18 protein-coding genes and 2 tRNA genes are annotated in these 22,731 nt (G+C 69.2%); 3 read left to right on the top strand and 17 right to left on the bottom strand.

Features of this window, described 5'->3' with window-relative positions:
- Positions 1-139: 139 nt before the first annotated feature.
- From ppk1 to BXU09_RS03390, 7 genes are all read right to left on the bottom strand, one after another.
- Positions 140-2,278, bottom strand: a complete 2,139-nt coding sequence (gene ppk1 / locus BXU09_RS03360) for a polyphosphate kinase 1 (RefSeq protein ID WP_078300584.1) — start codon at positions 2,276-2,278, stop codon at positions 140-142.
- A gap of 304 nt (positions 2,279-2,582) precedes the next feature.
- Positions 2,583-3,827, bottom strand: coding sequence for a beta-ketoacyl-ACP synthase II (fabF, locus tag BXU09_RS03365; RefSeq protein ID WP_078300585.1), 1,245 nt, complete (start codon positions 3,825-3,827; stop codon positions 2,583-2,585).
- A 184-nt stretch (positions 3,828-4,011) separates the two neighbouring features.
- On the bottom strand, positions 4,012-4,242 hold the full coding sequence (acpP, locus tag BXU09_RS03370; RefSeq protein WP_078300586.1) for an acyl carrier protein: 231 nt from the start codon (positions 4,240-4,242) through the stop codon (positions 4,012-4,014).
- 112 nt (positions 4,243-4,354) lie between these two features.
- Positions 4,355-5,104 (bottom strand): 3-oxoacyl-[acyl-carrier-protein] reductase, encoded by a 750-nt coding sequence (gene fabG, locus BXU09_RS03375; protein ID WP_078300588.1) that lies wholly within the window; start codon positions 5,102-5,104, stop codon positions 4,355-4,357.
- Between the two features lie 28 nt (positions 5,105-5,132).
- Positions 5,133-6,038: an ACP S-malonyltransferase gene (fabD, locus tag BXU09_RS03380; protein WP_078304688.1), complete on the bottom strand. Its 906-nt coding sequence runs from the start codon at positions 6,036-6,038 to the stop codon at positions 5,133-5,135.
- The gene (locus BXU09_RS03385) at positions 6,035-7,072 is read right to left on the bottom strand and encodes a beta-ketoacyl-ACP synthase III (protein WP_078300589.1); all 1,038 of its coding nucleotides are present in this window, start codon (positions 7,070-7,072) and stop codon (positions 6,035-6,037) included. The genes fabD and BXU09_RS03385 overlap by 4 nt, the downstream gene beginning before the upstream one ends.
- A 120-nt stretch (positions 7,073-7,192) precedes the next feature.
- A complete protein-coding gene (locus BXU09_RS03390; RefSeq protein ID WP_078300591.1) occupies positions 7,193-10,681 on the bottom strand; it encodes an ATP-binding protein in 3,489 nt (1,162 codons plus the stop codon).
- Between the two features lie 136 nt (positions 10,682-10,817).
- On the opposite strand from BXU09_RS03390, the gene BXU09_RS03395 reads away from it, so the two are divergent.
- The gene (locus BXU09_RS03395) at positions 10,818-12,038 is read left to right on the top strand and encodes a transposase (protein WP_144011945.1); all 1,221 of its coding nucleotides are present in this window, start codon (positions 10,818-10,820) and stop codon (positions 12,036-12,038) included.
- A 382-nt stretch (positions 12,039-12,420) separates the two neighbouring features.
- On the opposite strand, the gene tig is transcribed toward BXU09_RS03395, so the two are convergent.
- The 9 genes from tig to BXU09_RS03435 form a co-directional block, all read right to left on the bottom strand.
- Complete coding sequence (gene tig, locus BXU09_RS03400) at positions 12,421-13,710, bottom strand: trigger factor (RefSeq protein WP_078300592.1); 1,290 nt, start codon at positions 13,708-13,710, stop codon at positions 12,421-12,423.
- 215 nt (positions 13,711-13,925) lie between these two features.
- A tRNA-Leu gene (locus BXU09_RS03405) sits at positions 13,926-14,011 on the bottom strand.
- A gap of 63 nt (positions 14,012-14,074) precedes the next feature.
- Positions 14,075-14,151: transfer RNA gene (locus BXU09_RS03410), tRNA-His, on the bottom strand.
- Between the two features lie 84 nt (positions 14,152-14,235).
- On the bottom strand, positions 14,236-14,685 hold the full coding sequence (locus tag BXU09_RS03415; RefSeq protein WP_078300593.1) for a cytochrome c: 450 nt from the start codon (positions 14,683-14,685) through the stop codon (positions 14,236-14,238).
- A complete protein-coding gene (locus BXU09_RS03420; RefSeq protein WP_078300594.1) occupies positions 14,682-16,412 on the bottom strand; it encodes a b(o/a)3-type cytochrome-c oxidase subunit 1 in 1,731 nt (576 codons plus the stop codon). Before BXU09_RS03420 ends, BXU09_RS03415 begins: the two co-directional genes overlap by 4 nt.
- Positions 16,409-16,984, bottom strand: a complete 576-nt coding sequence (locus BXU09_RS03425) for a cytochrome C oxidase subunit II (RefSeq protein WP_240500983.1) — start codon at positions 16,982-16,984, stop codon at positions 16,409-16,411. Before BXU09_RS03425 ends, BXU09_RS03420 begins: the two co-directional genes overlap by 4 nt.
- Positions 16,981-17,109, bottom strand: a complete 129-nt coding sequence (locus BXU09_RS21845) for a hypothetical protein (protein ID WP_255579092.1) — start codon at positions 17,107-17,109, stop codon at positions 16,981-16,983. The genes BXU09_RS03425 and BXU09_RS21845 overlap by 4 nt, the downstream gene beginning before the upstream one ends.
- Positions 17,106-17,552, bottom strand: a complete 447-nt coding sequence (locus BXU09_RS03430) for a CBS domain-containing protein (RefSeq protein ID WP_078300596.1) — start codon at positions 17,550-17,552, stop codon at positions 17,106-17,108. The genes BXU09_RS21845 and BXU09_RS03430 overlap by 4 nt, the downstream gene beginning before the upstream one ends.
- Positions 17,553-17,891: 339 nt before the next feature.
- Entirely contained in the window at positions 17,892-18,704 is an 813-nt protein-coding gene (locus tag BXU09_RS03435; protein ID WP_078300598.1) for a bacterial transcriptional activator domain-containing protein, read from the bottom strand.
- Positions 18,705-18,810: 106 nt separating this feature from the next.
- Between BXU09_RS03435 and BXU09_RS03440 the strand changes: the two genes are divergently transcribed.
- Both BXU09_RS03440 and BXU09_RS03445 read left to right on the top strand, forming a co-directional pair.
- The gene (locus tag BXU09_RS03440) at positions 18,811-19,953 is read left to right on the top strand and encodes an acyl-CoA dehydrogenase family protein (RefSeq protein WP_078300600.1); all 1,143 of its coding nucleotides are present in this window, start codon (positions 18,811-18,813) and stop codon (positions 19,951-19,953) included.
- A gap of 252 nt (positions 19,954-20,205) precedes the next feature.
- A complete protein-coding gene (locus tag BXU09_RS03445) occupies positions 20,206-21,426 on the top strand; it encodes a transposase (protein ID WP_144011945.1) in 1,221 nt (406 codons plus the stop codon).
- A gap of 18 nt (positions 21,427-21,444) precedes the next feature.
- On the opposite strand, the gene BXU09_RS03450 is transcribed toward BXU09_RS03445, so the two are convergent.
- Complete coding sequence (locus tag BXU09_RS03450; protein ID WP_240500985.1) at positions 21,445-22,590, bottom strand: alpha/beta hydrolase-fold protein; 1,146 nt, start codon at positions 22,588-22,590, stop codon at positions 21,445-21,447.
- Positions 22,591-22,731: the final 141 nt, after the last annotated feature.

Consider the following 22,731-nt stretch of genomic DNA (forward strand, 5'->3'; position numbering starts at 1 on the left):
AGGCAGAAGTGCCTGAGCCCCCACCCTGAACGGGAACTCCCGACCGGACCCTCGTGGTCTGGCCGGGAGTTCCCGTTTCCTGCGCGGAGCAAGAGCGGAGGGGGCAGCTGAGACTCGGCTGCCCCCTCCGCCCGGCGCGTCAGGCGGGGTGTCGGGCCACCGCGAAGGCCTGCTGCGCGCTGAAATCGCCCGGCAGCTTCTCGTACTCTCCGGTGGCACTCAGTTCCCAGGAGCCGCGCGTGTCGGCCCACTCGGTATCCAGGATGCTCAGGAAGGTTTCACGGTGCCGGTCGTCCAGGACTGGGGCAATCACCTCGACGCGGCGGTCCAGGTTGCGGCTCATCCAGTCGGCGCTGCCGAAGTACACCTCGGGGCTGCCGGCATTGCCGAACGCGAACACCCGCGCGTGCTCCAGGTAGCGGCCCAGCAGGCTGCGCACGCGGACGCTTTCCGACAGGCCGCTCACGCCGGGACGCAGGCAGCACACGCCACGGATGATCAGTTCGATCCGCACGCCCGCCCCGGCTGCGCGGTACAGCGCGTCGATCATGCCGGGGTCAGTCAGCTGGTTGACCTTCACGCGCACCCAGGCGTCCAGTCCGGCGCGGGCGTGCACGGCCTCGCGTTCCAGCAGCGCCTCCAGGCCCGGACGGGCGGTGTCGGGGGCGACCAGCAGGTGCGTGTACTCGGCGGCGGCGTACCCGGTCAGGTGGTTGAACAGTTCCGCGACGTCCGCCCCCAGGTCCGGGTGCGCCGAGAGCAGGCTCAGGTCCGTGTACAGGCGCGCGGTCTTGGCGTTGTAGTTCCCGGTCCCGATATGCACGTAGCGGCGCAGGCCGCCCGCCTCGCGCCGCACGACCATCGCGACCTTCGCGTGCGTTTTCAGGCCCGGCACGCCGTACACCACGTGCGCCCCGGCACGCTCCAGCTTCCGCGCCCACGAGATGTTGCGCTGCTCGTCGAAACGGGCCTTCAGTTCGATCAGGGCCACGACCTGCTTGCCGTTCTCGGCGGCGGTCCGCAGCGCGCCCAGCAGGCGCGGGTCGTCCCCGGTGCGGTACAGCGTCTGCTTGATCGCCAGGACCTGCGGGTCACGGCTGGCTTCCTCCAGGAAATCCAGGATGTTCGTGAATCCGTCGTACGGGTGATGCAGCACGACGTCCCCGGCCCGCAGGGTCTCGAAGATGCCGCTGTCCTCGTCGCCGTCCAGGTCCGGCACGGCCGGCACGTACGCCGGGTACGACAGGTCCGGGCGGTTGACGGGCAGGCCCATCAGGTCGGCGGTACCCAGCGGCCCCTCGAGCAGGTAGATGTCCTCGGGCGCCAGTCGCAGCCGCACCTGCAGGAAACTGATGATCTCCGGACGGGTGTCGCGCATGACTTCCATCCGCACGGCCGAACCGAAGCGGCGGCGGCGCAGGCCGTCCTCGATGGTGGCGAGCAGGTCCTCGGCTTCTTCTTCCTCGAACTCGTAGTCGGTGTTGCGGGTCACCCGGAACGCGTGCGCGGCCAGCACGCGCCGCCCCTTGAACAGCTCCGAGATGTGCGCCGCGATCACGTCCTCGAGCAGCAGCAGCGCCTCCCCGATCACCACGATGCGCGGCAGGACACCCACCGGCACCTTCACCCGCGCGAAATCCGGTTCCTCGCCGTCGCCGGCGTCCAGCAGCACCGCCAGGTTCAGACTGAGGTTACTGAGGTAAGGAAACGGGTGGCTGGGATCCACGACCAGCGGCGTCAGCACCGGCTGGATCTCGGCGAGGTAGTGTTCACGTAGCTGCGCCCGCGCCCGCTTGCCCAGGTCATGCACCCGCGTGAGGCGCACGCCCTGCGCGTGCAGGTCCCGCAGCACCCGCCGGGTCGTCCGTTCGATCTCGCGCAGCATCACCTGCGTCCGCTCACGCACCAGCGCCAGCGTCTCACGCGGCTGCAGGCCGTCCGGGCCGGGCACGTTCACGCCCGCCGCGATCTGCCGGTGAATGCCCGCCACGCGCACCATGAAGAACTCGTCGAGGTTGCTGCCGCAGATCGCCGTGTACTTCAGGCGTTCCAGCAGCGGATTGCGTTCATCACGCGCCTCGGCCAGCACCCGCTCGTTGAACGCCAGCCACGACAGCTCGCGGTTCAGGAACGGACTCTGGGCATTCGCGACAGCGCTGTGCGTCCGCGTCTCCCCCGCCCCACTGGCAGGACGGTCGGCGGCGCGGCGCGGCCGGCGCGGGGTCGCGGAGGACGGGGGTTGGCTGGAACGCTCGGGGTTCTTGGGGGGCACAGTCATGACTCCTCTTCAGTAGACGGGCGGGCAGTCAGGTGAGCGTCACCCACGGCGCGCCCACGATCATCCCCCGCATTAAAGCAGACGCCCCGCCGCGCCGCCCGCGCCCGTGCGACTGCGCCGGCCCGGCCGCCCGTTCCTGCGGCGGTCTGGGCCAGCATCCTGGCAGGCCGCTGGCCCCGGATTTCATGTTCACCGGGGCCAGACGGGACGATGCTCGATGTGACCATCGCCGCTGCCGGTCGCCGATTCCTGCGCCCTGGTGTTCAGGGCCAGGAGCGGCAACCGGCGCGTTCCGGTTGTGCGATCAGACGCGCTTGAACAGCAGCGCGGCGTTCTGTCCACCGAACGCGAAGGAGTTGCTCAGGGCGTACTCGACCTGCACCTCGCGCGCGCCTTCGGGGATGTAGTCGAGGTCGAGTTCCGGGTCGGGGTCGGTCAGGTTGATGGTGGGCGGCAGGATGCCGTCCCGCAGCGCCTGGGCGACGGCGATGGCCTCGATGGCGCCGGCCGCGCCGAGCAGGTGGCCGGTCATGCTCTTGGTGGAGCTGACGGCCAGGGTGTGGGCGTGCTGGCCGAACACGTGCTTGATGCCCTGCGTTTCGTGCAGGTCGTTGAAGTGCGTGCTGGTGCCGTGCGCGTTGATGTACCCGACCTGTTCGGGGTTCACGCCAGCGGTCTTCAGGGCCATGCGCATGGCGACCTGCGCGCCGCGTCCCTCGGGGGCGGGCGTGGTGATGTGGTGCGCGTCGGCGCTGGTGCCGTACCCGACGATCTCGGCGTAGATGGTCGCGCCGCGCGCCACGGCCTTCTCGTACTCCTCGAGGATCACGACGCCCGCGCCCTCGCCCAGCACGAAGCCGTCGCGGGTGGCGCTGAATGGGCGGCTGGCGCGCTGGGGGTCGTCGTTGCGGGTGGACAGGGCTTTCATGTTCGAGAAGCCGCCGATGGCGATGGGCGTGACGGCGGCCTCGCTGCCCCCGGCGATCATGGTGTCCGCGAGGCCCAGCTGGATGTAGCGGGCGGCGTCGCCGATGGCGCCGGTGCCGGTGGCGCAGGCGGTCACGACGGTGCTGCTGGGGCCGGTCGCGCCGTAGCGCATGGCGACGTGCCCGGTGGCCATGTTGGCGATCATCATCGGGATGAACATGGGGCTGATGCGCCCCGCGCCGCGTGAGTGCAGCACGCCCGCCTGATCCTCGAAGGTTTTCACGCCGCCGATGCCGCTGCCGACGATGGTGCCGGTGCCCTCGCCGCGCAGCTGTTCCTCGGTCAGGCCGCTGTCCTGCACGGCCAGTGCGGCGGCGGCCAGCGCGAGTTGCACGTAGCGGTCGAGCTTGCGGGCCTCGCGGGGGTCCACGAAGGGCGACAGGTCGTCGTTGACTTCCCCGGCGATCCGGCTGGCCGTGTCGGCCGGATCGAAGTGCGTGATGGTGGCAATGCCGCTCTGTCCGGCGCGTTGCGCCTGCGCGTAGGCCTGCGCGCCCACGCCGATCGGCGTGACCGGCCCGAGGCCCGTGATGACAACCCGTTTCAACCCTGAGACGCTCACTGCATCCCCCCCTTTGGTGTGCCGGAGGTCCGCGCGACGGCGCCGCGACCTGCTGGCAGTGGTGCTGGTTTGACCTGCGGCGTGGCAGGTGTTCGGTCACGCAACGGATGGGGGCGGGAGCGGCAATGCACCGCGCCCCGCCCCGTCATCCTGTGGCCCCCACGGTCGGAGGGGGCCAGCGCGTTTACTGCTTGCTCTCGATGTAATCCACGGCGGCCTGGACCGTGCGGATCGTTTCGGCGTCCTCATCGCTGATGGTGATGCCGAACTTGTCTTCGAGGCCCATGATCAGTTCCACGGTTTCGAGGCTGTCGGCGCCCAGGTCTTCCACGAAGCGGGCTTCGGGGACCACCTTGTCGCCGTCCACGCCGAGCTTGTCAACGATCACGTCTTTCACATCATCAAAAGTTGCCATGAGTTCGTACCTCCTGATACTGAAGTCTGCGCCAGTCTACACGCGGCGCCCATGAGAGTCGGCTGATCTGAACGGGGTTCAACTCCCCCGGCGCCACCCGGATCTGCCCCGGTCAGTGGGGGTTCAGGCCGCCGTCCACGCCGATGGTCTGCCCGGTCACGTACCCGGCGGCGTCACTGGCGAGGAACGCCACGACCGCCGCGACCTCCTGCGGCTGCCCGAAGCGCGCCAGGGGAATGCTGCCCAGGTACCCCTGCTGCACGTTCTCGGGCAGTTGGGCGGTCATGTCGCTCTCGATGAAGCCCGGCGCTACCGCGTTCACGGTGATGCCGCGCCCGCCGTACTCCTTGGCCAGCGCCTTGCTCAGGCCGATCAGTCCGGCCTTGCTAGCCACGTAGTTCGCCTGTCCGGGGTTGCCGGTCAGGCCGACCACGCTGGCGATGTTGATGATCCGGCCCGAGCGGGCGCGCATCATGTGCTTGATCGCGGCGCGGCAGGCGATGAAGGCGCTCGACAGGTTCGTCTGGATGACGGCGTCCCAGTCCTCGTCCTTCATGCGGATGGCGAGGGTGTCACGGGTGATCCCGGCGTTGTTGACCAGCACGTCCAGGCGGCCCATCTCCTTGATGACCGTCTCGACGAGCGTTCCGGCGTTGGCGGGCACGGTCAGGTCGGCGCCGAACACCTCGGCGCGCACGCCGGCAGCGCGGGCCTCGTCGGCGACCTTGTGGGCCTCGTCGGCGTTCCGGCCGTAGTGGACGGCGACATCGAAGCCGTCCTGCGCGAGTTTGAGGGCCATGGCGCGGCCCAGGCCACGGCTGCTGCCGGTAATCAGGGCGACTTTACGGGGGGTTTCGGTCATGGGTGGGTTCTCCGGTGGGGCGGGTGAATTACAGCGTGAAGTCCTGCACCTGCGCGGCCGTGCCGACGTTGATGGTGCGGGCGTCGGGCAGGATGCGCCTGACGAGGCCGGTCAGGACGGTGCCGGGACCGAACTCGATGAACACGTCCGCGCCGGCCGCCGCGAGGGCCTGGATGGTCTCGACCCAGCGGACCGCACCTGTGATCTGGTCGGTCAGCAGCCCCGGCAGGGCGGTCGGGTCGGTGTTCGGCTGGGCGGTCACGTTCGCGTACACCGGGAAGGCGGGCGGCGCGAACGCGGTCGTCTGGAGGTCCGGGGCGAGGCCGCTGGCGGCGGGGTCCATGAGGGGGCAGTGGAAGGGCGCACTGACCTTCAGGGGAATGGCTTTCAGGCCGCGTGCCTTGAGGGCGGCGTTCGCGGCTTCCACGCCTTCTTTCGTGCCGCTGATGACGGTCTGGGTGGGCGCGTTGAAGTTGGCGGGCTGCACGCCGTCGGTGGCGGCGCAGACCTCCTGGACGACGGCCGGGTCTCCCATGACGGCGCTCATGGCTCCGGCTCCGACGGGCACGGCGGCCTGCATCAGTTCGCCGCGCCGGCGGGTCAGGCGCAGGGCGTCCCCGAGGCTCAGGGCGTCGGCGGCGACCAGCGCGGAGTACTCGCCCAGCGAGTGCCCGGCCGCGAAGGCGGGGGTCAGGCCAGTCTGCGCCCGCCACGCACGGTAAGCAGCGACGCTGGCGGCCACCAGCGCGGGCTGCTGGTTGGCGGTCAGGGTCAGGTCGTCCAGTGGGCCGGACTCGATCAGGGCGCGCAGGCCCGGCAGGACGTGCTCGACCTGCGTGTACACCTCGGCGGCCTCGGGGAACGCGGCGGTCAGGTCGGTGCCCATGCCGACGCTGTGGCTGCCCTGACCGGGGAACAGAGCAGCGATCTTCATGCGCTCACCCCGGCGTGCGGTGCGGGCTTCAGGCTGGGTGCGCCGTCCCACCACTTCATGGTGCCCGCCACCCAGCTCAGGCCGCCGCCGAAGGCGATCAGCAGCAGTTGCTGGCCGTCCTGAACGCGGCCGTCCTGCACGGCCTCGTCGAGGGCCATGGGCACGGTCGCGGAACTGGTGTTGCCGTAGCGGTCGAGGTTCACGACGGCGCGCTCCATGGGCAGCCCGAAGCGGTCCATGGCCGCCTCGATGATGCGCACGTTCGCCTGGTGCGGAATGACCCAGTCCACGTCGGCGCTGGTCAGGCCGCTCTTGGCGAGGACCTGCGCGCCGCTCTCGCCCAGCACGCGCACCGCGAACTTGAAGACCTCGCGGCCGTTCATGCCGACCGAGTGGCCCATGTCGAAGCCGCCGGGCAGGGTGGGGGCCACGCAGCGCAGGTAGAGGCTGGACCCGCCGTTGCCGTCGGCGCCCATCACGAATTCCTGGAAGCCGTACCCGGCGGGGACCGGGCCGACCACGGCGGCGCCCGCGCCGTCCCCGAACAGGATGGCGGTGTTGCGGTCGTCCTGGTCCACGATCTTGCTGAGGGCCTCGGCGCCCACGACGAGCACGCGGCGGGCCGCGCCGCTCATGATCAGGCCCTGCGCGACGCTCAGGCCGTACACGAAGCCGCTGCACGCGGTGCTCAGGTCGAAGGCGGCCGCGCCGACCAGACCGACCTGCATGCCGATCAGGGCGGCGGTCGAGGGCATCAGCGCGTCGGGGCTGACGGTGGCGCAGATGATGGCGTCCACGCCCTGGAGGGCCTGTGGGTCGCGTTCCAGCATGTTGCGTACGGCCATGACGCCCACGTCGGACGTGAACTGTTCCGGCGCGGCGAAGCGGCGTTCGCGGATGCCGGTGCGGGACTCGATCCAGTCGGCGTTGGTCTCCATGCGGGCCTCGAATTCCGCGTTGGGCACCACGCGGTCCGGGACGTACATGCCCAGCGCGGTGATGCCGAGGCTGGGGCGGGCGGAGGGGTCACTCATGCCCGCACGCTAACATTCTTTGAACGGCCGTTCAATGAATTCGGTACAGAGTTCAACCGCCCGGAACCCGGCCAGTCCGACGGCTCCGTCCGTGCCGCCTTCACCGGTCAGCGGTCACGTTCAGCCGCTCCCGTCGTCGGACACGGCCGGCAGCGTCAGGTGAAACGCCGATCCCTGCCCCGGCTCGGACGTCACCCACAGGCGGCCCCCGTGCTGCGCGACGATCTTCTCGCAGATCGCCAGCCCCAGCCCGCTGCCCTCGAACTGATCACGGATATGCAACCGCTGGAACATCTCGAAGATCCGCTGGTGGTACTCCGGCGCGATCCCAATCCCGTTGTCCTGCACGCTCACACGCCAGAACGCCCCCTCCCGCTCCGCGCGGACCGACACCAGCGGCGCGCGGTCCGGCGCCCGGAACTTCAGCGCGTTCCCGATCAGGTTCTGGAACAGCTGAGCCAGACGCGACGCGGCCCCCAGCACCACCGGCAACTCGCCCAGCTCCACCTGCGCGTCCGCCTCGACCCGCGCCGCTTCCAGCCGCGCCAGCGCCTCCTGCACCACCTCGCGCAGCGGCACGGGCGACGGCAACGGCCGCTCGCCGTTCAGGCGCGAGAACACCAGCAGGTCGTTCACCAGCGTCTGCATCCGCTCGGCGCCCTTCTGCACGGTCTGGAGGTACATCTCGGCGCGTTCGTCCAGCCGGTCACCGTAACGGTGGGCCAGCAGGCCCGCGTAGGAACCCACGGTCCGGATCGGTTCCTGCAGGTCATGACTGGCGATATACGCGAACCTCTCCAGTTCGGCGTTGCTGCGCGACAGCTCCTGGTTGGCGCGCAGGATATCGCCCTGCAACGCCACCTGATCGGTGATATCCGACACCACCGCCACCGCCCCGAACACCTGCCCGTCGCGGCGCAGCGGAGCCGCCGCCACCCGCACCACGCGGTCCTCACCGGTCCGCATGTGCCGCAGCCGCACGTCCTGCCGCACCGCCTCGCCCCGCAGCGCCCGCACGAACGGCGTCTGCTCCGGCGGGAGCGGCGCGCCGGTCTCCAGATCACGGTTCTGCAGTTGCACGCTCAGGTCGATCACCGACCGGCGCAACTCCTCCATGCTGCCGAACCCCACGATGTCCAGCGCCGGGCGGTTGGCCCGCTGGATGCCGCTCAGGTCGCCCACGTACACGGCGTCCGGCATGCTGGCCAGGACGGTGTTCAGTTCCAGCGTCTGGCGTTCGCTGTGATCCAGCGCCTCGCGCAGCTCGCGGGTGCGGGCCTCCACACGCGCCTCGAGTTCGGCGGAGTACGCCTGCTCACGCTCCAGCGCCTCGCGCCGCAGCTGCGAGAGCTTCAGGTTCGCGTTCACCTTCGCCAGCAGCTCCCGCGCGCTGAACGGCTTGACCAGGTAATCGTCCGCCCCGGACTGCAACCCCTGCACGCGCGCCTCCTCGCCCGCGCGGGCCGAGAGCATGATCACCGGCAGGTCACGGGTCGCGGGCGACTCCCGCACCGCCGCGAGCAGGCCCAGTCCGTCCAGGCGGGGCATCATCACGTCCGTGACCATCAGATCCGGCAGGCGGCCGCGAATCGCTTCGAGCGCCTCCAGGCCGTCGCGCGCCACCTGAACGTCATGGTGCGGCTCCAGCAGCCGCTGCAGGTACTCGCGCAGGTCGGCGTTGTCGTCCACGATCAGCACCTGCCGCCGCTCGGTGGGTTGCGCCGGACCGTCCGGCTCAGGGTCGGCCAGCGGTGCGGGCGCGCTGGGCAGCCAGCGCAGCGCCTCCTCCACGAACGGCAGGGCGCCCTGCGTGCTGGGCTGCTCCCCGGTGGGCGCCGCGACCCGGTCCGGCGGCAGGTGGGCCGAACCGAACGGCAGGCGCAGCGTGAAGGTCGTGCCGCGCCCCTCCTCGCTGCTGGCCTCGATGGTCCCGCCGTGCAGCAACACGATCTCACGCACCAGCGCCAGCCCGATCCCGCTGCCCTCGAACGACCGCCCCCGCTGCCCCTCGACCCGGTGAAAGCGTTCGAACAGACGCTCCACCTCGGCCGCCGGAACGCCCACGCCGGTGTCCTGCACGGCCAGGACCACGTGGCGGTCCTCGGCGCGCAGCGTCACGGCCACCTCGCCCTGAAGGGTGAACTTGAAAGCGTTGGACAGCAGGTTCAGCAGCACCTTCTCCCACAGGTCCAGGTCCACGTACACCGGGGCGGGCAGCGACTCCAGCTCCACCCGGAACGCCAGGCCCGCGCGGTTCATGGCCGACCGGAAACTGCTGGTCAGATCGGCGTTGAGCGCCACGAAATCCGTGGGAACGAACCGCGCCTGCGCCCGGCCCGCCTCCAGCCGCGAGAAATCCAGCAGGCTGTTCACCAGCCGCAGCAACCGCAGGCTGTTGCGGTGCGCCATGCTCAGCGTCTGCTGCTGCTGCGCGCTCAGTTCGCCCTGCTCGCCGGTCAGCAGGTCCTCCAGCGGCCCCAGCATCAGGGTCAGGGGCGTGCGCAGCTCGTGGCTGGCGTTCGCGAAGAAAGCCGTCTTGGCGCGGTCCAGCTGCGCCAGCACCTCGGCCCGCTGCCGCTCCTGCTCGTAGGCGGTCACGCTGGTCAGCGCGGACGCCAGCTGCGTCACGCACAGGTCCAGGAAACTGCGGTAGGCGTCGTCCAGCGGCCGGTAAGGGTTCAGGCCCACGATCAGCACCCCGGCCGGCAGGGTCATGCCCGGCTGAATGATCGGCAGGGTCAGGCTGCGCAGCGGCGGGCGGTCCCAGGGGCCGCGCGGAACGTCCGGCCACCCCTGAAGGTCCTGCAGCTGCGCCGGCACCGCGCCGGACAGGACCGGAGCCACCACCCACGGCGCCGGCTCCTGCTGACCGGACTCCCCCTGCGGACCGATCACTCCGGGCGCCAGCGCATGGTCGGCCCCCACACCGAACCGCAGCGCGCAGCGCAGCTCGGCCGTGTCGCGCTCCTGGGCGGGCAGGTAGGCCAGCGCGAACGGCAGATCCTGCGGTTCGTCCTGCAGTCCGGCGTGCAGCGCGCGGAAGACCTCGTCAGTGGTGCGCGCGCCGTTCAGGCGGGACGACAGACTTCCCAGCACCCGCAGCCGCCGCTCGCCCACGACCCGTTCGCTCTCCTCGGTCACCACGCACAGCATGCCGGTCACGGCGCCGGTATCGTCGGCCAGCGGGGAGTACGAGAACGTGTGGTACGTCTCCTCGGTGTACCCGCTGCGTTCCAGGAACAGCAGCAGGCCCTCGTCCCAGGTGGCGTGCCCCTCGGACAGCACCTGCGAGATGCGCGGCCCGATGTCCTTCCAGATTTCGGCCCACACCACGTCCGAGCGGGCCCCCAGCGCCCACGATCCCTTCACGCCCAGCGTCGGCAGGTAGGCGTCGTTGCAGAAGAAGGTCAGGTCCGGACCCCACGCCATCCACATCGCGAAACGCGAGGTCAGCATGATCCGCACGGCCGTCTTCAGGCTCTGCGGCCACTGGTGAGGAGGTCCCAGGGTGGTGCGAGTCCAGTCCAGCGCCAGCATCCGCCGCGCCATCTCCCCACCCCCCGCGAACAGGCCCTGGGTAAGGTCAAACTCTCCGGAAGGTTTCGACATGAGCAACGAGGAGCATACGGGATTTCACCCTGCGCCACGCCATGTGATCAATGGTGCGGACACTTTCAAAAGGTGCAAGGAAGAGGTCTCCTGTACGGTGAAGTTGAAACGACACCACCGAAAGGAGACCTGACCCATGTTACCCCTGCTGCTGCTCTTCCTCGGACTCCCAGCCCACCAGACCCGCTTCTTCGCTCACCTCATTCCCCTCTGGCAAGCCATTCCAGGCCGGGTCAACGCCAGGAACTTCAGCCGCTACAGCGAGTGGGACGAGCGCACCTTCCGCCGATGGATGCACAAGACGCTGCCCTGGGATGAACTCCACTGGGGACTGGTGCGACTCCTGATTCGCTGGGGGGTCCTCGGTTCACGGTTCATCCTGGCCATCGACGCCAGTTTCATCCCCAAGTCAGGCAAGAAAACCGAAGGGCTCGGGGCGTTCTGGAACGGCTCGCAGAGCCGTTCCGACACCGGACTGGAGTTGTCCTGCCTGGCCCTGATCAGCCTCACCGGCCAGCATGCCTTCCCGCTGGACATCCGTCAGACCCGGCCCAAACAGGACCGGGCAGATCGCCTCGAACAGTATCTGGAGCAACTGAAAGACGTCTTCACCCAGCGACGCGCTTGGCTGTCCGGCCATCTGCGCGCGGTCGTGGCTGACGGCCAGTACGCCAAGAAGATGTTCATGGACGCCGTCCATGCCGAGAAGATCGCTTTCGTCACCAAGCTCCAGTCGAATGCCAACCTGCTCTACCCGTTCACTGGCGCGCATCCCACACGCCGGGGTGCCCGGCGGAAGTGGGGTGGCAAGGTCGATTTCAAAGATTGGAGCGGGTGGCAGAGCGTTCCGGGTGACGCTCAGGAGCGGGTGTGGACGCGGGTGGTGTGGGCCCCTCACTTCGGCCGCTTTCTGCGGGTGGTGGTGATCGAGCGTCTTGATCGGAAGGGTCAGGTGAAGGCCCATGTGGTGCTGTGCAGCACGGACACGACCATGCCGGCACAGGAGATCCGGGCGCTGTACAGCGCCCGGTTCCAGCTGGAGTTCGTCTTCCGTGATGCCAAGCAGTTCGCGGGGCTGACGACCTGCCAGCTCCGGTCGACGACGGGGCTGGAGAATCACTGGAACGCCGCGTGTTTTGCGCTTTCGTTGGGTCGTGCGGAGTACCTACTGGAGCGGTCTGCCCGTACGGGCAGACCGGCTGATGTGGTGCCGTTTTCGTACGAGGACGTGAAGCGGCGCGCGTTTAACCGGCTGTTCGCCTCGCGAATTCTGGCCAATCTGGGTCTTTCACGGCGATTCGTTGAATTGGAGGAACATCCGTCCAGGCCGCTGGATCTCGGCGTCAAAGCTGCTTGAACCTGTCCGCACCATTGGTGATAAGGGTTCCGATTGAATGGCTTGCAAAGCCGTTCAATCCGAGCGGATGCGAGTAGGAGGGAAACGGGTTCCGGGCGTGGAGTTGGCAACCCGGCGCCCTTCCGGGTTGTCAACGAAACAGACGGAACCCGATGATAAGGGTTCCGTCTGTTTCGCTGGCCGGAACATCACCGATCTGGCAGTTCCACGCCCGGAGTTCAGGGGAGCCGCCAACCGCCACCAGCGTCCCCACAGGCCCGCAAGGAAAGCAGGGGGTGCAACGCCCTGTGCGGACGTTGCACCCCCTGCCCCGTGCGGCGCTCCTGACACGGAGTCCGCCGGTTATTCTCGCGCTCTGCAGAGCAACGAGTCGCCTTCGCTATTACTCGGCGCTGCTGGCCTCGTCACTGCTGGCGTCGCCGGCAGTGGCCTCGCTGCCCTTGGACAGCTGCGCGATGGCCTGCTGCAGCGCCTTCTCGCGCGTCAGGCTGATGTAGTACGAGTTGATGCCGTTCGGCCCGAGCTGCTTGCTCAGGTCGGCGGGGCTCAGGCCGTTCGCCTGCGCCAGGGCCGTCATGGTCTGGTTGAACTCGGCGTCGCTGACCTGAACGTTCAGGTCCTCGGCCAGTTTCTCCAGGGCCAGGTCGCGCTTCACGCGGGTCTCGGCGTTCTTGCCCAGGTCGGCCATGAACTCGTCGAGCTTGCCCTGCTCCTTCATGAAGGCCTCGTACTCGCCCCACTTGACGCCCTGGCGGCCCAGGTCATCCTGGATCTCGGCCTGCATGGACTCGCGGCGGCGGTCCAGCAGCGCCTGGGGAATGTCGGCCGTCATGCCGGCGACGAGGTGATCGATGAACTCCTCGCGGCGGGCCGCCTCGCCTTCCTGGGTGGCGCGGCGTTCCAGCTCGGCCTTCAGGTCGGTGCGCAGGCGCTCCAGGGAGTCGAAGTTCAGGCTCTTGGCGAACTCGTCGTCCAGTGCCTGCAGCTTCTTGGTCTTCACGTCCACGATCTTCACGGTGACGGTGTGCTCGGCGTGCTCGTGGTCGCCGTGCTGGTGGGCGGGCACGGTGATCTCGACGGTGTCACCCTTGTTCTTGCCCAGCAGCGCGTCGCGCACGTGCGCCTCGGCGACGTCCAGGTACACGGGGTACGTGCCGCCGTCCTCGCCCTGCTCCTCGATGGTCACCTGATCGCTGGCCTCGATGGCGCGGTCGGCGTCGTCGAAGGTCGCGTTGCGCTCCTGCAGGTCGCTCAGGGTGCGGTCCAGGACCTCGTCGGTGATCTCGGGCGCGGCGGCGCTGAGGCTCAGGCCGCTCCAGTCCGCGAGTTTCACTTCGGGGTAGGTCTCGCCCTTGACGGTGAACTCGAACGCCTGACCGCTCTTGAGGGGCTGCGGGTCGATGTTGGCGTCCACGAGGCTGAGCTTCAGTTCACGGGCAGCCTGGGAGTAGTGGGTTTCCAGCAGACGGTCACGCACTTCCTGCTCGACGTAACCCTTCCCGACGCGGCCCTCGATGACCTTGCGGGGCGCCTTGCCGGGGCGGAAACCGGGGACGCGCACGTCGCGCGCCAGTCCGGCCCACACCTGGTCGTATGCGCGGTTCACTTCGGCGGCCGGCACCGACACCTTGAATTCCACCTTGTTGCCTTCTCTGCTGATCAGCTCTGCCATTGGGTCTCCCGTCTGCGTGTCCGGACCTGCGCCCCACAGGGGGGCGGCGGTCAGGGACGCGTTCCTCTGTTGATTCTGCCGTGCCGCTTGCGGCCCCACCGGGGCGGGGCCGCGCGACATGCCGCCAAGCATCATAGTGCATTTGGCCGCGCCTGCCCCAGCGAAGGCGCACGCGCAGGCCGGCTCCCCCGCAAGGAAGGAGCCGGCCTGCGCTGTGGTGCGAGGAAAGGGACTTGAACCCTCACTCCCTACGGGAACCAGATCCTAAGTCTGGTGCGTCTACCAGTTCCGCCATCCCCGCGCACCGCCGTTTTGTAATAAAAGAATTCCGGCCCGCCGCATCGCTGCTGTGGGCCGGAAGGTGTGGGGTGGATTAGGGGACTTGAACCCCCGGCCTCCGCTTCCACAGAGCGGCGCTCTAACCAACTGAGCTAAACCCACCGTATCTCTGCCCACGTCCTGTCAGGCCCACACAGCTTAAAGGCGTGGGGGCGATGTGTCAATCCCGCCCCCACGCCGCGCCGCTCAGGGCAGGGTCTTCAGGTAGGCGTGCAGGGCGTCCAGCTGCGCCTGGGTGGGAGGCGCGCCGTCCAGACCGGCAGCCGCGAAGCGCGGCATCACCGCGCCCAGGGTGCGGCCGTCGGGGGTCCGGCCCTCCAGAACGGCCTGCGTGAAGTCGGCGCCGCTCCAGGCGGCCGAGGCGCGCAGGGCCGGGCCGAGCGCGCCGCCGGCGTCCGCGCCGTGGCAACCGGCGCAACTGGCGGCGTACAGGGCGCCGCCGTCGGGGACGGTGCCGGTGGCGGCCGTGACGACCGCGCCGCCCCCGGTGCCGGCCAGCCGTTCGCCCGCCTGGTACGCGGCGGTGCCGAGCGCGGCCGCCAGCGCCAGCACGGCGACGAGGGCCGTGACCTGCCGGCGGGTGAACCAGCGGTCCTCGGGGCCGGGGCGGGGGCTGCCGGGGTGGGGGCCGCTCACCAGAGCCTCTGGCCGGGAATGAACTGGTAGTTCGCGAGCATCGGGGCGATCACCGGGCCGTACACCAGGATCACCAGCACCAGCGCGGCGAAGGTCAGGGCCAGCAGCGGTTCAGTGCGGCGCACCAGCAGGCTGGCCCCGCGCAGGTTCTCCCCGGCGGGGCTGATGGCCTCGCTGACCGGGATGGGTGTGCTTTCCGGGTCGTCCAGGCGGGGCGAGAGCAGCGTGCGGATCAGGACGGTGTAGAACAGCACCGACGCGACGAACAGCACGCCGCCGCTGATCGCGGTCAGGAGTTTCGGCAGGGCGATGTTCATGCTGTCGTACGCCGCCTGCTGCGCCGCGGCGCTCACCTGCGCGCGCCGGGGCACGCCCGCCAGTCCCTGCCAGTGCATGCCGAGCGCGAACAGCATCATGCCGCCGAACCACCACCACACCGATGCGAGCGCCAGACGCGGCGAGAACAGGCGTTTGCCGGTCAGGTGCGGCACCAGCCAGAACATCACGCCCATGAACGTCAGGGTGGTCGCGGTGCCCACCGTGATGTGAAAGTGACCGGGAATCCAGGCGGTGTTGTGCACGACCGGCGCGAAGGCCATGGAGGCGTTCACGATGCCGCCCGCCCCGCCGAAGATGAATGACACCATGGCCAGGACCTGCGCGGTCATGCTGGCGTTCCCCCACGGCAGGCGGCGCACCCAGCCGACCAGACCCCGGCCCCCGTGGGCGCGGGCGGCGTCCTCGAGGGACGCGGCGGCGCTGAAGGCCGTCAGGAGGCTGGGCACGGCCACCAGGAACGTCAGGAACATGTGAATGACCTTCCAGGTGTTCTGCACGTTCGGGTCGGCGTACTGGTGGTGCAGGCCGACCGGCACGCTGAACACCAGGAACATCGCGAAGGCCAGGCGCGTCAGGCCCTCGCTGGCCATGCGGCCGCCCGCCTGCCGGGGCAGGAACGCGTACCACGAGATGTACGCGGGCAGCAGCCAGAAGTACACGATGGGATGCCCGGTCCACCAGAACAGCGTGCGGGCCAGCAGCGGGTCCACGCCACGCGTGAGGCCCAGCGACCAGGGAATCAGCATGACCACGACCTCGGTCACCAGTCCCAGAGCCGCCACGATCCACATCAGCCACGTGGCGACGCTCATGTACGTCACGACGGGCGTCACGCGGCCCGGGTGGGCGCGTTTCCAGCTCAGCCACAGCCCCACGACCTGCCCGGCCACCAGCAGGCTCGCGGCGACCATGACGGCCGCGCCGATGTAGAACACGGGGCTGCCTTCCAGCGGCGGGTAGAAGGTGTACAGCACGGTCGCGTCGTTCATCAGGAGCGGGACGGCAGCCGTGAGCAGCCCGGCGGTCATGGTCAGGTACGTGAACCACGCAAAGCGCATGTTCGGGCGGACGTTCAGGTCGCGGGCCGGGAGGTACAGCATCCAGCCGCTGATGAAGAACTGCGTGAACACCAGCGCGTTCAGCACGCCGTGCAGCGTCAGGCCCTGGTAGTAGGACTTGATCAGCACCCTGAGCAGCGGGAACTCGTACACGTTCACGCCGCCGTAGTTCAGGGCCTGCAGCGGCCCCAGCAGCACGCCGATCATCAGGGCCAGGAAGGCCGTGACCGCGTAGTACTGCGTCAGTTTCTTCAGGCTGGTCAGGGTGGCGCTGTCCAGGCCGGGCAGCGCCGGGCTGGAAGTCGGTCGGGACGGAAGGGCCGTGGTCATGGGGTCTCCGTGGGCGCTTCGACGATGAAGCGGGTGATCATGTTGTGGTGCCCGGCGCCGCAGTACTCGTTGCAGATGACGTGCTGCTCGCCGGGGTGGCGGAAGGTCACGGTGAGTGAGGCGACGTGGCCGGGCAGGATCTCCACGTTGACGTTCGTGCCGGTCACCTGGAAGCCGTGCACGACGTCGGTGGCGGTCACGTGCAGCGTGACGGGCACGCCTGCCGGGACGCGCAGCACCGCCGGCTGGAACGTGAAGCCCCCGGCCACGAGGTAGGCGTCCAGGGTGCCCCGGTCGTTCATGACCGGCTGCCCGGCGCGGTCCACCACCAGTCCTGGTTTCGCGAAGGGCGTGGCGGCCAGTTGCGCGGGGTCCACGCGGCCCTTCACGATCGGCCCCTCGTGCGCGTGGCCGGTCCCGGCGCTCAGCAGCGGGTACGTGCCGCTGATCAGGCTGGCGATCACACCCACGAACAGCAGAACCGTCATGACGACCGCGATGCCCAGCCACGCCGTCTCGTAGCGTTCCAGGGTGTGGTGGTCCAGACGGGGGGCGGGGTCGGCGCCGCTCACGCGCGCCCCTGCAACACGCCCAGCACCAGCATCCACAGGCCCAGGATGCTCAGCAGCAGCGTGAGGACCACGACCAGCGTGCCGCGCGGGGCCGCGCCGCGCTCCTCGGGGGGCGGAACACTCACCGCGCGCCGTCCGGGGCGGCGGCCAGCGCGGCGGCCGGGCTGGTCGCCGCGTAATCGCGCAGCACGTCGCTGACGGTCACGACCCCCACCACGCGTCCCGCCGCGTCGATCACGGGCAGCGCGCCCACGCGGTGCAGGAGCATGGTGTGCGCCGCGTCGCGGGCGTCCGCGTCGGGGGTGGTGGTCAGGACCGAGCGGCGCATCACGTCGGCGACCGTCACGGCGGCCAGCCGCGTGGTGGCCTCCCAGGGGGACAGGCTGGACACGCGGCTGGGCATCGCCTCGCGCAGGTCGCGGTCGGTGACGATCCCGGCCAGCGTGTCGCCCGCCACGATCGGCAGGCGCCGGATGCCGTGCGACCGCATCAGGTGCGCGGCGTCCAGCAGGGAGAGGGTGGGAACAGCCGTGATCACCGGGGTACTCATCAGGTCAAGAACTCGCATGGGAAACCTCCATGCCTGGAGGGTCCGGCGAGGGCATTACCGGCGCGTTACCGGGGCATTACGGGAACGGGCGACCATGCGGGCCACGCGCCGGCCCATGCGGAAGGCCCGCACAGGCGCGTGCGCCGACATCGGCCAGGGCGCGGGAAGGGGGCGCAGCAGTCGGTGACGCAGGTCGGTACGTGAGGCCGTGGGGCCGTCAATCATACGGATTCCGTTTGTTTCGCTGACAATCCGGAACTTCACCGGATTGCCAGCTCCACGTCCGGAACCCGTTTCTCTCCTTCTCGCCTCCGCTCGGATTGAACGGGCTTTGCAGCCCATTCAACCGGAGTCGCGTCAGTCGCGGGAGCCGGCCGGTCGGAACGGGGTGTCCACGCAGGGCAGCTCGCCCCCTTTCAGGCGCTCGGCGAAGGCCACGGTGTCCGCCATGGGCGTGTCGCCGATCTCGGTGGCCAGGAACGCCCGGTAGCGGCGGTAGTGTTCGGTGGCGGCGTAACGGTCCCTGGTCATGGCGAGGCAGGCCATCAGGCGCTGGTGGTGGTCCTCGCCGATCAGGGGGTCGGTCGCGGCGGCCCGCACGAGTTCCTGCGCCGCCAGCGGGCATTCGTGCGCGTCGCAGTGCAGCCGCGCCAGGGTCAGGTGGGCTTCCACGACGGCCGCGCGGTGCGCCTGCCGGGCCTCCTGCACCCAGTCGCCGTTCAGGTGCGGCAGGTACTCGCCGTCCGCGCTGGCCAGGGCGCGGCGCAGCAGTTCCTCACGTTCGCGTGGGGGGCCGGCCTGCCGCGCGCCGCGCAGCGCGTCGTGTAGGGTGGCGGTGTCGCTGGCGGCCAGCAGGTCCGGGTGCAGCGCGTAGCGGCCGCCGCTCTCGGTGACGGCGTCCGCGCGGCCCAGCGCGTGGCGCAGGCGGTGCAGCGTCACCCGGAACCGGTTCAGGGCGGCGGGCGTGTCGTCCAGGTCCCACAGGTCGCGCAGCAGGTCGTGGCGGTAGCGGCCGTCCGGGTGGGCGTGCAGGTACCACAGCAGTTCCCCGGCGCTGCGGGCGGGCCACACGACGGCCGCGCCGTTCACGAGCACTTCCGCCTGCCCCAGCGTGCGCAGCAGCCAGGTGGGCGCGGGAGCAGGATCGGCGTGGGACTGGGGGGCACTCATACGACCTCCGGGGAATGAACGAACTGTAAGTATCCTGACAGGTTCTGCGGGGCCGGCGTGTGATCTGCACTGCCCTTGCCCGCCCGGAGCGGTAGTGTGTCGTCACATGAATTTCAATCTGCCAGAGGACCTGCGCGAGGTGCAGGCGACCGTCCGTGATTTCATGCTGTCGCGCGTGGAACCCAGAGCGCACGAGATCGAGGAGACGAACAGCGTCCCCCCGGAACTGCTGCGCGAGGCCGCCGGGCTGGGCCTGTTCGGCCTGAGCATCCCCGAGGAGTACGGCGGGGTGGGCCTGGGCGCGCTGGGCCGCTGCGCCGCGTACGAGGCGCTCGGCATAGGCCACATGGGCTTCGGCGGCGTGATCAGCGCGCACGCCAGCATCGGCACCAGCGGCCTCGTGAAACTGGGCACGCCCGAGCAGAAGGCCCGCTTCCTGCCGCGCATGGCGACCGGCGAGTGCGTCGCGGGCTTCGCCATCACGGAACCCAGTTCCGGCAGCGACGCCGCGAACATCCGCACCCGCGCCGAGAAAAAAGGCGACGTGTACGTCCTGAACGGCACCAAGCACTACATCAGCAACGCGCCCATCGCGGGCCTGCTGACCGTCATCGCCATCACCGACCCCAGCCAGGGCACCAGAGGCATGAGTGCCTTCCTGGTCGAACCGCAGACCACGCCCGGCGTGAGCATCGGCAAGATCGACGAGAAGATGGGCCAGAAAGGCGCCCTGAGCGCCGAAGTCATCTTCCAGGACGCCGAGATCCCGGCCGCGAACCTGCTGGGCCCCGAACACCTGGGCTACCGCGAGGCGCTGGGCATCCTCACCAACGGCCGCGTCGGCATCGCCGCGCGCAGCACGGGCGCCATGCAGCGCCTGCTGGACCTCTCGGTCGCGCACGCCAAGGCCCGCGAGCAGTTCGGGAAGCCCATCGCGGAATTCCAGGCGGTGCAGTTCATGCTGGCCGAAATGGAAATCGCCGTGCAGACCAGCCGCGTCCTGTGGCAGAAAGTCGCGTGGATGGTCGACGAGGGCCAGGACGTGCGCCGCATGGCCAGTGTGGCCAAGTACCACGCTACCGAGGCGCTCTCGCAGGTGGCCGACAAGGCCGTGCAGGTCGCGGGCGGCATGGGCTACATGAAAGACAGCCCCGTCGAACGCTACTACCGCGACCAGCGCCTGCTGCGCATCTACGAGGGCACCAGCGAAATCCAGAAGATCATCATTGCGGGCGACCTGCTGCGGTAAGCCATACGGATTCCGTTTGTTTCGCTGACAATCCGGAACTTCACCGGATTGCCAGCTCCACGTCCGGAACCCGCCCTGCTCCCACTCTGCGGGGCAGCTCTACGAGTCGCATCCGCTCGGATTGAACGGTCTTTGCAGCCCATTCAATCGGAGTCCGTATCAGCCAATGGTGCGGACACTTTCAAAAGGTGCAAGGAAGAGGTCTCCTGTACGGTGAAGTTGAAACGACACCACCGAAAGGAGACCTGACCCATGTTACCCCTGCTGCTGCTCTTCCTCGGACTCCCAGCCCACCAGACCCGCTTCTTCGCTCACCTCATTCCCCTCTGGCAAGCCATTCCAGGCCGGGTCAACGCCAGGAACTTCAGCCGCTACAGCGAGTGGGACGAGCGCACCTTCCGCCGATGGATGCACAAGACGCTGCCCTGGGATGAACTCCACTGGGGACTGGTGCGACTCCTGATTCGCTGGGGGGTCCTCGGTTCACGGTTCATCCTGGCCATCGACGCCAGTTTCATCCCCAAGTCAGGCAAGAAAACCGAAGGGCTCGGGGCGTTCTGGAACGGCTCGCAGAGCCGTTCCGACACCGGACTGGAGTTGTCCTGCCTGGCCCTGATCAGCCTCACCGGCCAGCATGCCTTCCCGCTGGACATCCGTCAGACCCGGCCCAAACAGGACCGGGCAGATCGCCTCGAACAGTATCTGGAGCAACTGAAAGACGTCTTCACCCAGCGACGCGCTTGGCTGTCCGGCCATCTGCGCGCGGTCGTGGCTGACGGCCAGTACGCCAAGAAGATGTTCATGGACGCCGTCCATGCCGAGAAGATCGCTTTCGTCACCAAGCTCCAGTCGAATGCCAACCTGCTCTACCCGTTCACTGGCGCGCATCCCACACGCCGGGGTGCCCGGCGGAAGTGGGGTGGCAAGGTCGATTTCAAAGATTGGAGCGGGTGGCAGAGCGTTCCGGGTGACGCTCAGGAGCGGGTGTGGACGCGGGTGGTGTGGGCCCCTCACTTCGGCCGCTTTCTGCGGGTGGTGGTGATCGAGCGTCTTGATCGGAAGGGTCAGGTGAAGGCCCATGTGGTGCTGTGCAGCACGGACACGACCATGCCGGCACAGGAGATCCGGGCGCTGTACAGCGCCCGGTTCCAGCTGGAGTTCGTCTTCCGTGATGCCAAGCAGTTCGCGGGGCTGACGACCTGCCAGCTCCGGTCGACGACGGGGCTGGAGAATCACTGGAACGCCGCGTGTTTTGCGCTTTCGTTGGGTCGTGCGGAGTACCTACTGGAGCGGTCTGCCCGTACGGGCAGACCGGCTGATGTGGTGCCGTTTTCGTACGAGGACGTGAAGCGGCGCGCGTTTAACCGGCTGTTCGCCTCGCGAATTCTGGCCAATCTGGGTCTTTCACGGCGATTCGTTGAATTGGAGGAACATCCGTCCAGGCCGCTGGATCTCGGCGTCAAAGCTGCTTGAACCTGTCCGCACCATTGATCAGCCCTGATCTGTCCGCCACCAGCGCAGGAAGGCGGGCAGGCGTTCGCGCCACGCGGGTTCGTCGTGCCAGTGGCCCTCGCCGACGGTGAAGCGGGCCTCGCGGACGTGCGGGGCGAGCTGCGCGGTCAGGTCGCGGGCCAGCGTGATGACGTCCTGCGCGCCCTGCACGCTGCTCCCCTCGTGGTCGCCCATGTCCACCCACACGCGCGCCTGCGGGTCACTGCGCCCGGCGAGCCAGCGCAGGAAGGCGTGGTCGGCGGGCCACACGGCGGGACTGAACACGCCCAGCGTGCCGTACGTGCCGGGGTCGCGCAGGCCCGCGTACGCGGTGATCAGCCCGCCGAAGCTGGAGCCGGCCAGCGCGGTGTCCTGCGCGGGCACGAGACCGAAGCGGGCGTGCAGGTGCGGCAACAGGGTGTCCCTGATCCAGTCGGCGTACTCGTCCGCGCCGCTGGCGAAGTCGTTCAGTTCGAAGGGGAACGGCACGTAGCGGCGGTTGCGGTCGTGGTTCACGGGCAGCGCAGCGATGCGCACCGGGTGCCCGGCGTCTGCGAGGGCCTGCGCGGCCCCGGCAGCGTCCCAGCTCTCCCCGGCGAAGGTGGGGGCCTCGTCGAAGGCGTTCTGCCCGTCATGCAGGATCAGCAGCGGCAGCGGGCCGTCCTGTCCTGTGGGCCACCACAGGCGCACGGGCTGTTCCCCCCAGGGGGCTTCCAGCACGGTTTCCTCGCGCGGTGGGGCGCTGCGGGCGGGGCGGTCCAGCCCTCCCCTGGCGTCCTGCCAGCCAGCCACGTGCAGGTCGATGCCAGCGTCGCCGGTCACGACGTGCCGGTGGGGGGCGGCGCGGCCTCCCCAGGCGTCGCCTTCCTCGGTGACGGTGCCGTCGGGGTGGCGGGCGCGGACCTTGACGCTCAGCAGGGTGCCTTCCGGGTGCTCGCCCAGCAGTTCTCCGGCGGGGTCGAAGGTCCAGCCGGTGGGATCGCTGCTCCAGGCGCGGTGGTCGCCGGTCAGGAACACGGCGCTGCCGGTGGGCAGGGGCGGAAGGTGGGATATGCGCCAGCGCAGGCGTGCCATGCGGCGCAGCATAACGGGACCCGGCGCGCGGACGGCCAGCGCGCCGGCCAGCGCGTAGGTGGGGGGCCGCATGTGTGAACGCCCCATCAGCTTCCCGTGAGGGTTGTGTCAGGCTTGTGGGCGTAGGATTTCAGCGTGAAGCACAGGGAATAGGCCGTTCGGCGGAGGGGCGCGGCGCGCTTGCCGCAACTCCTCCAACTTGATATAGTGGCA

Source organism: Deinococcus sp. LM3 (genome assembly GCF_002017875.1).
Classification (GTDB): domain Bacteria; phylum Deinococcota; class Deinococci; order Deinococcales; family Deinococcaceae; genus Deinococcus.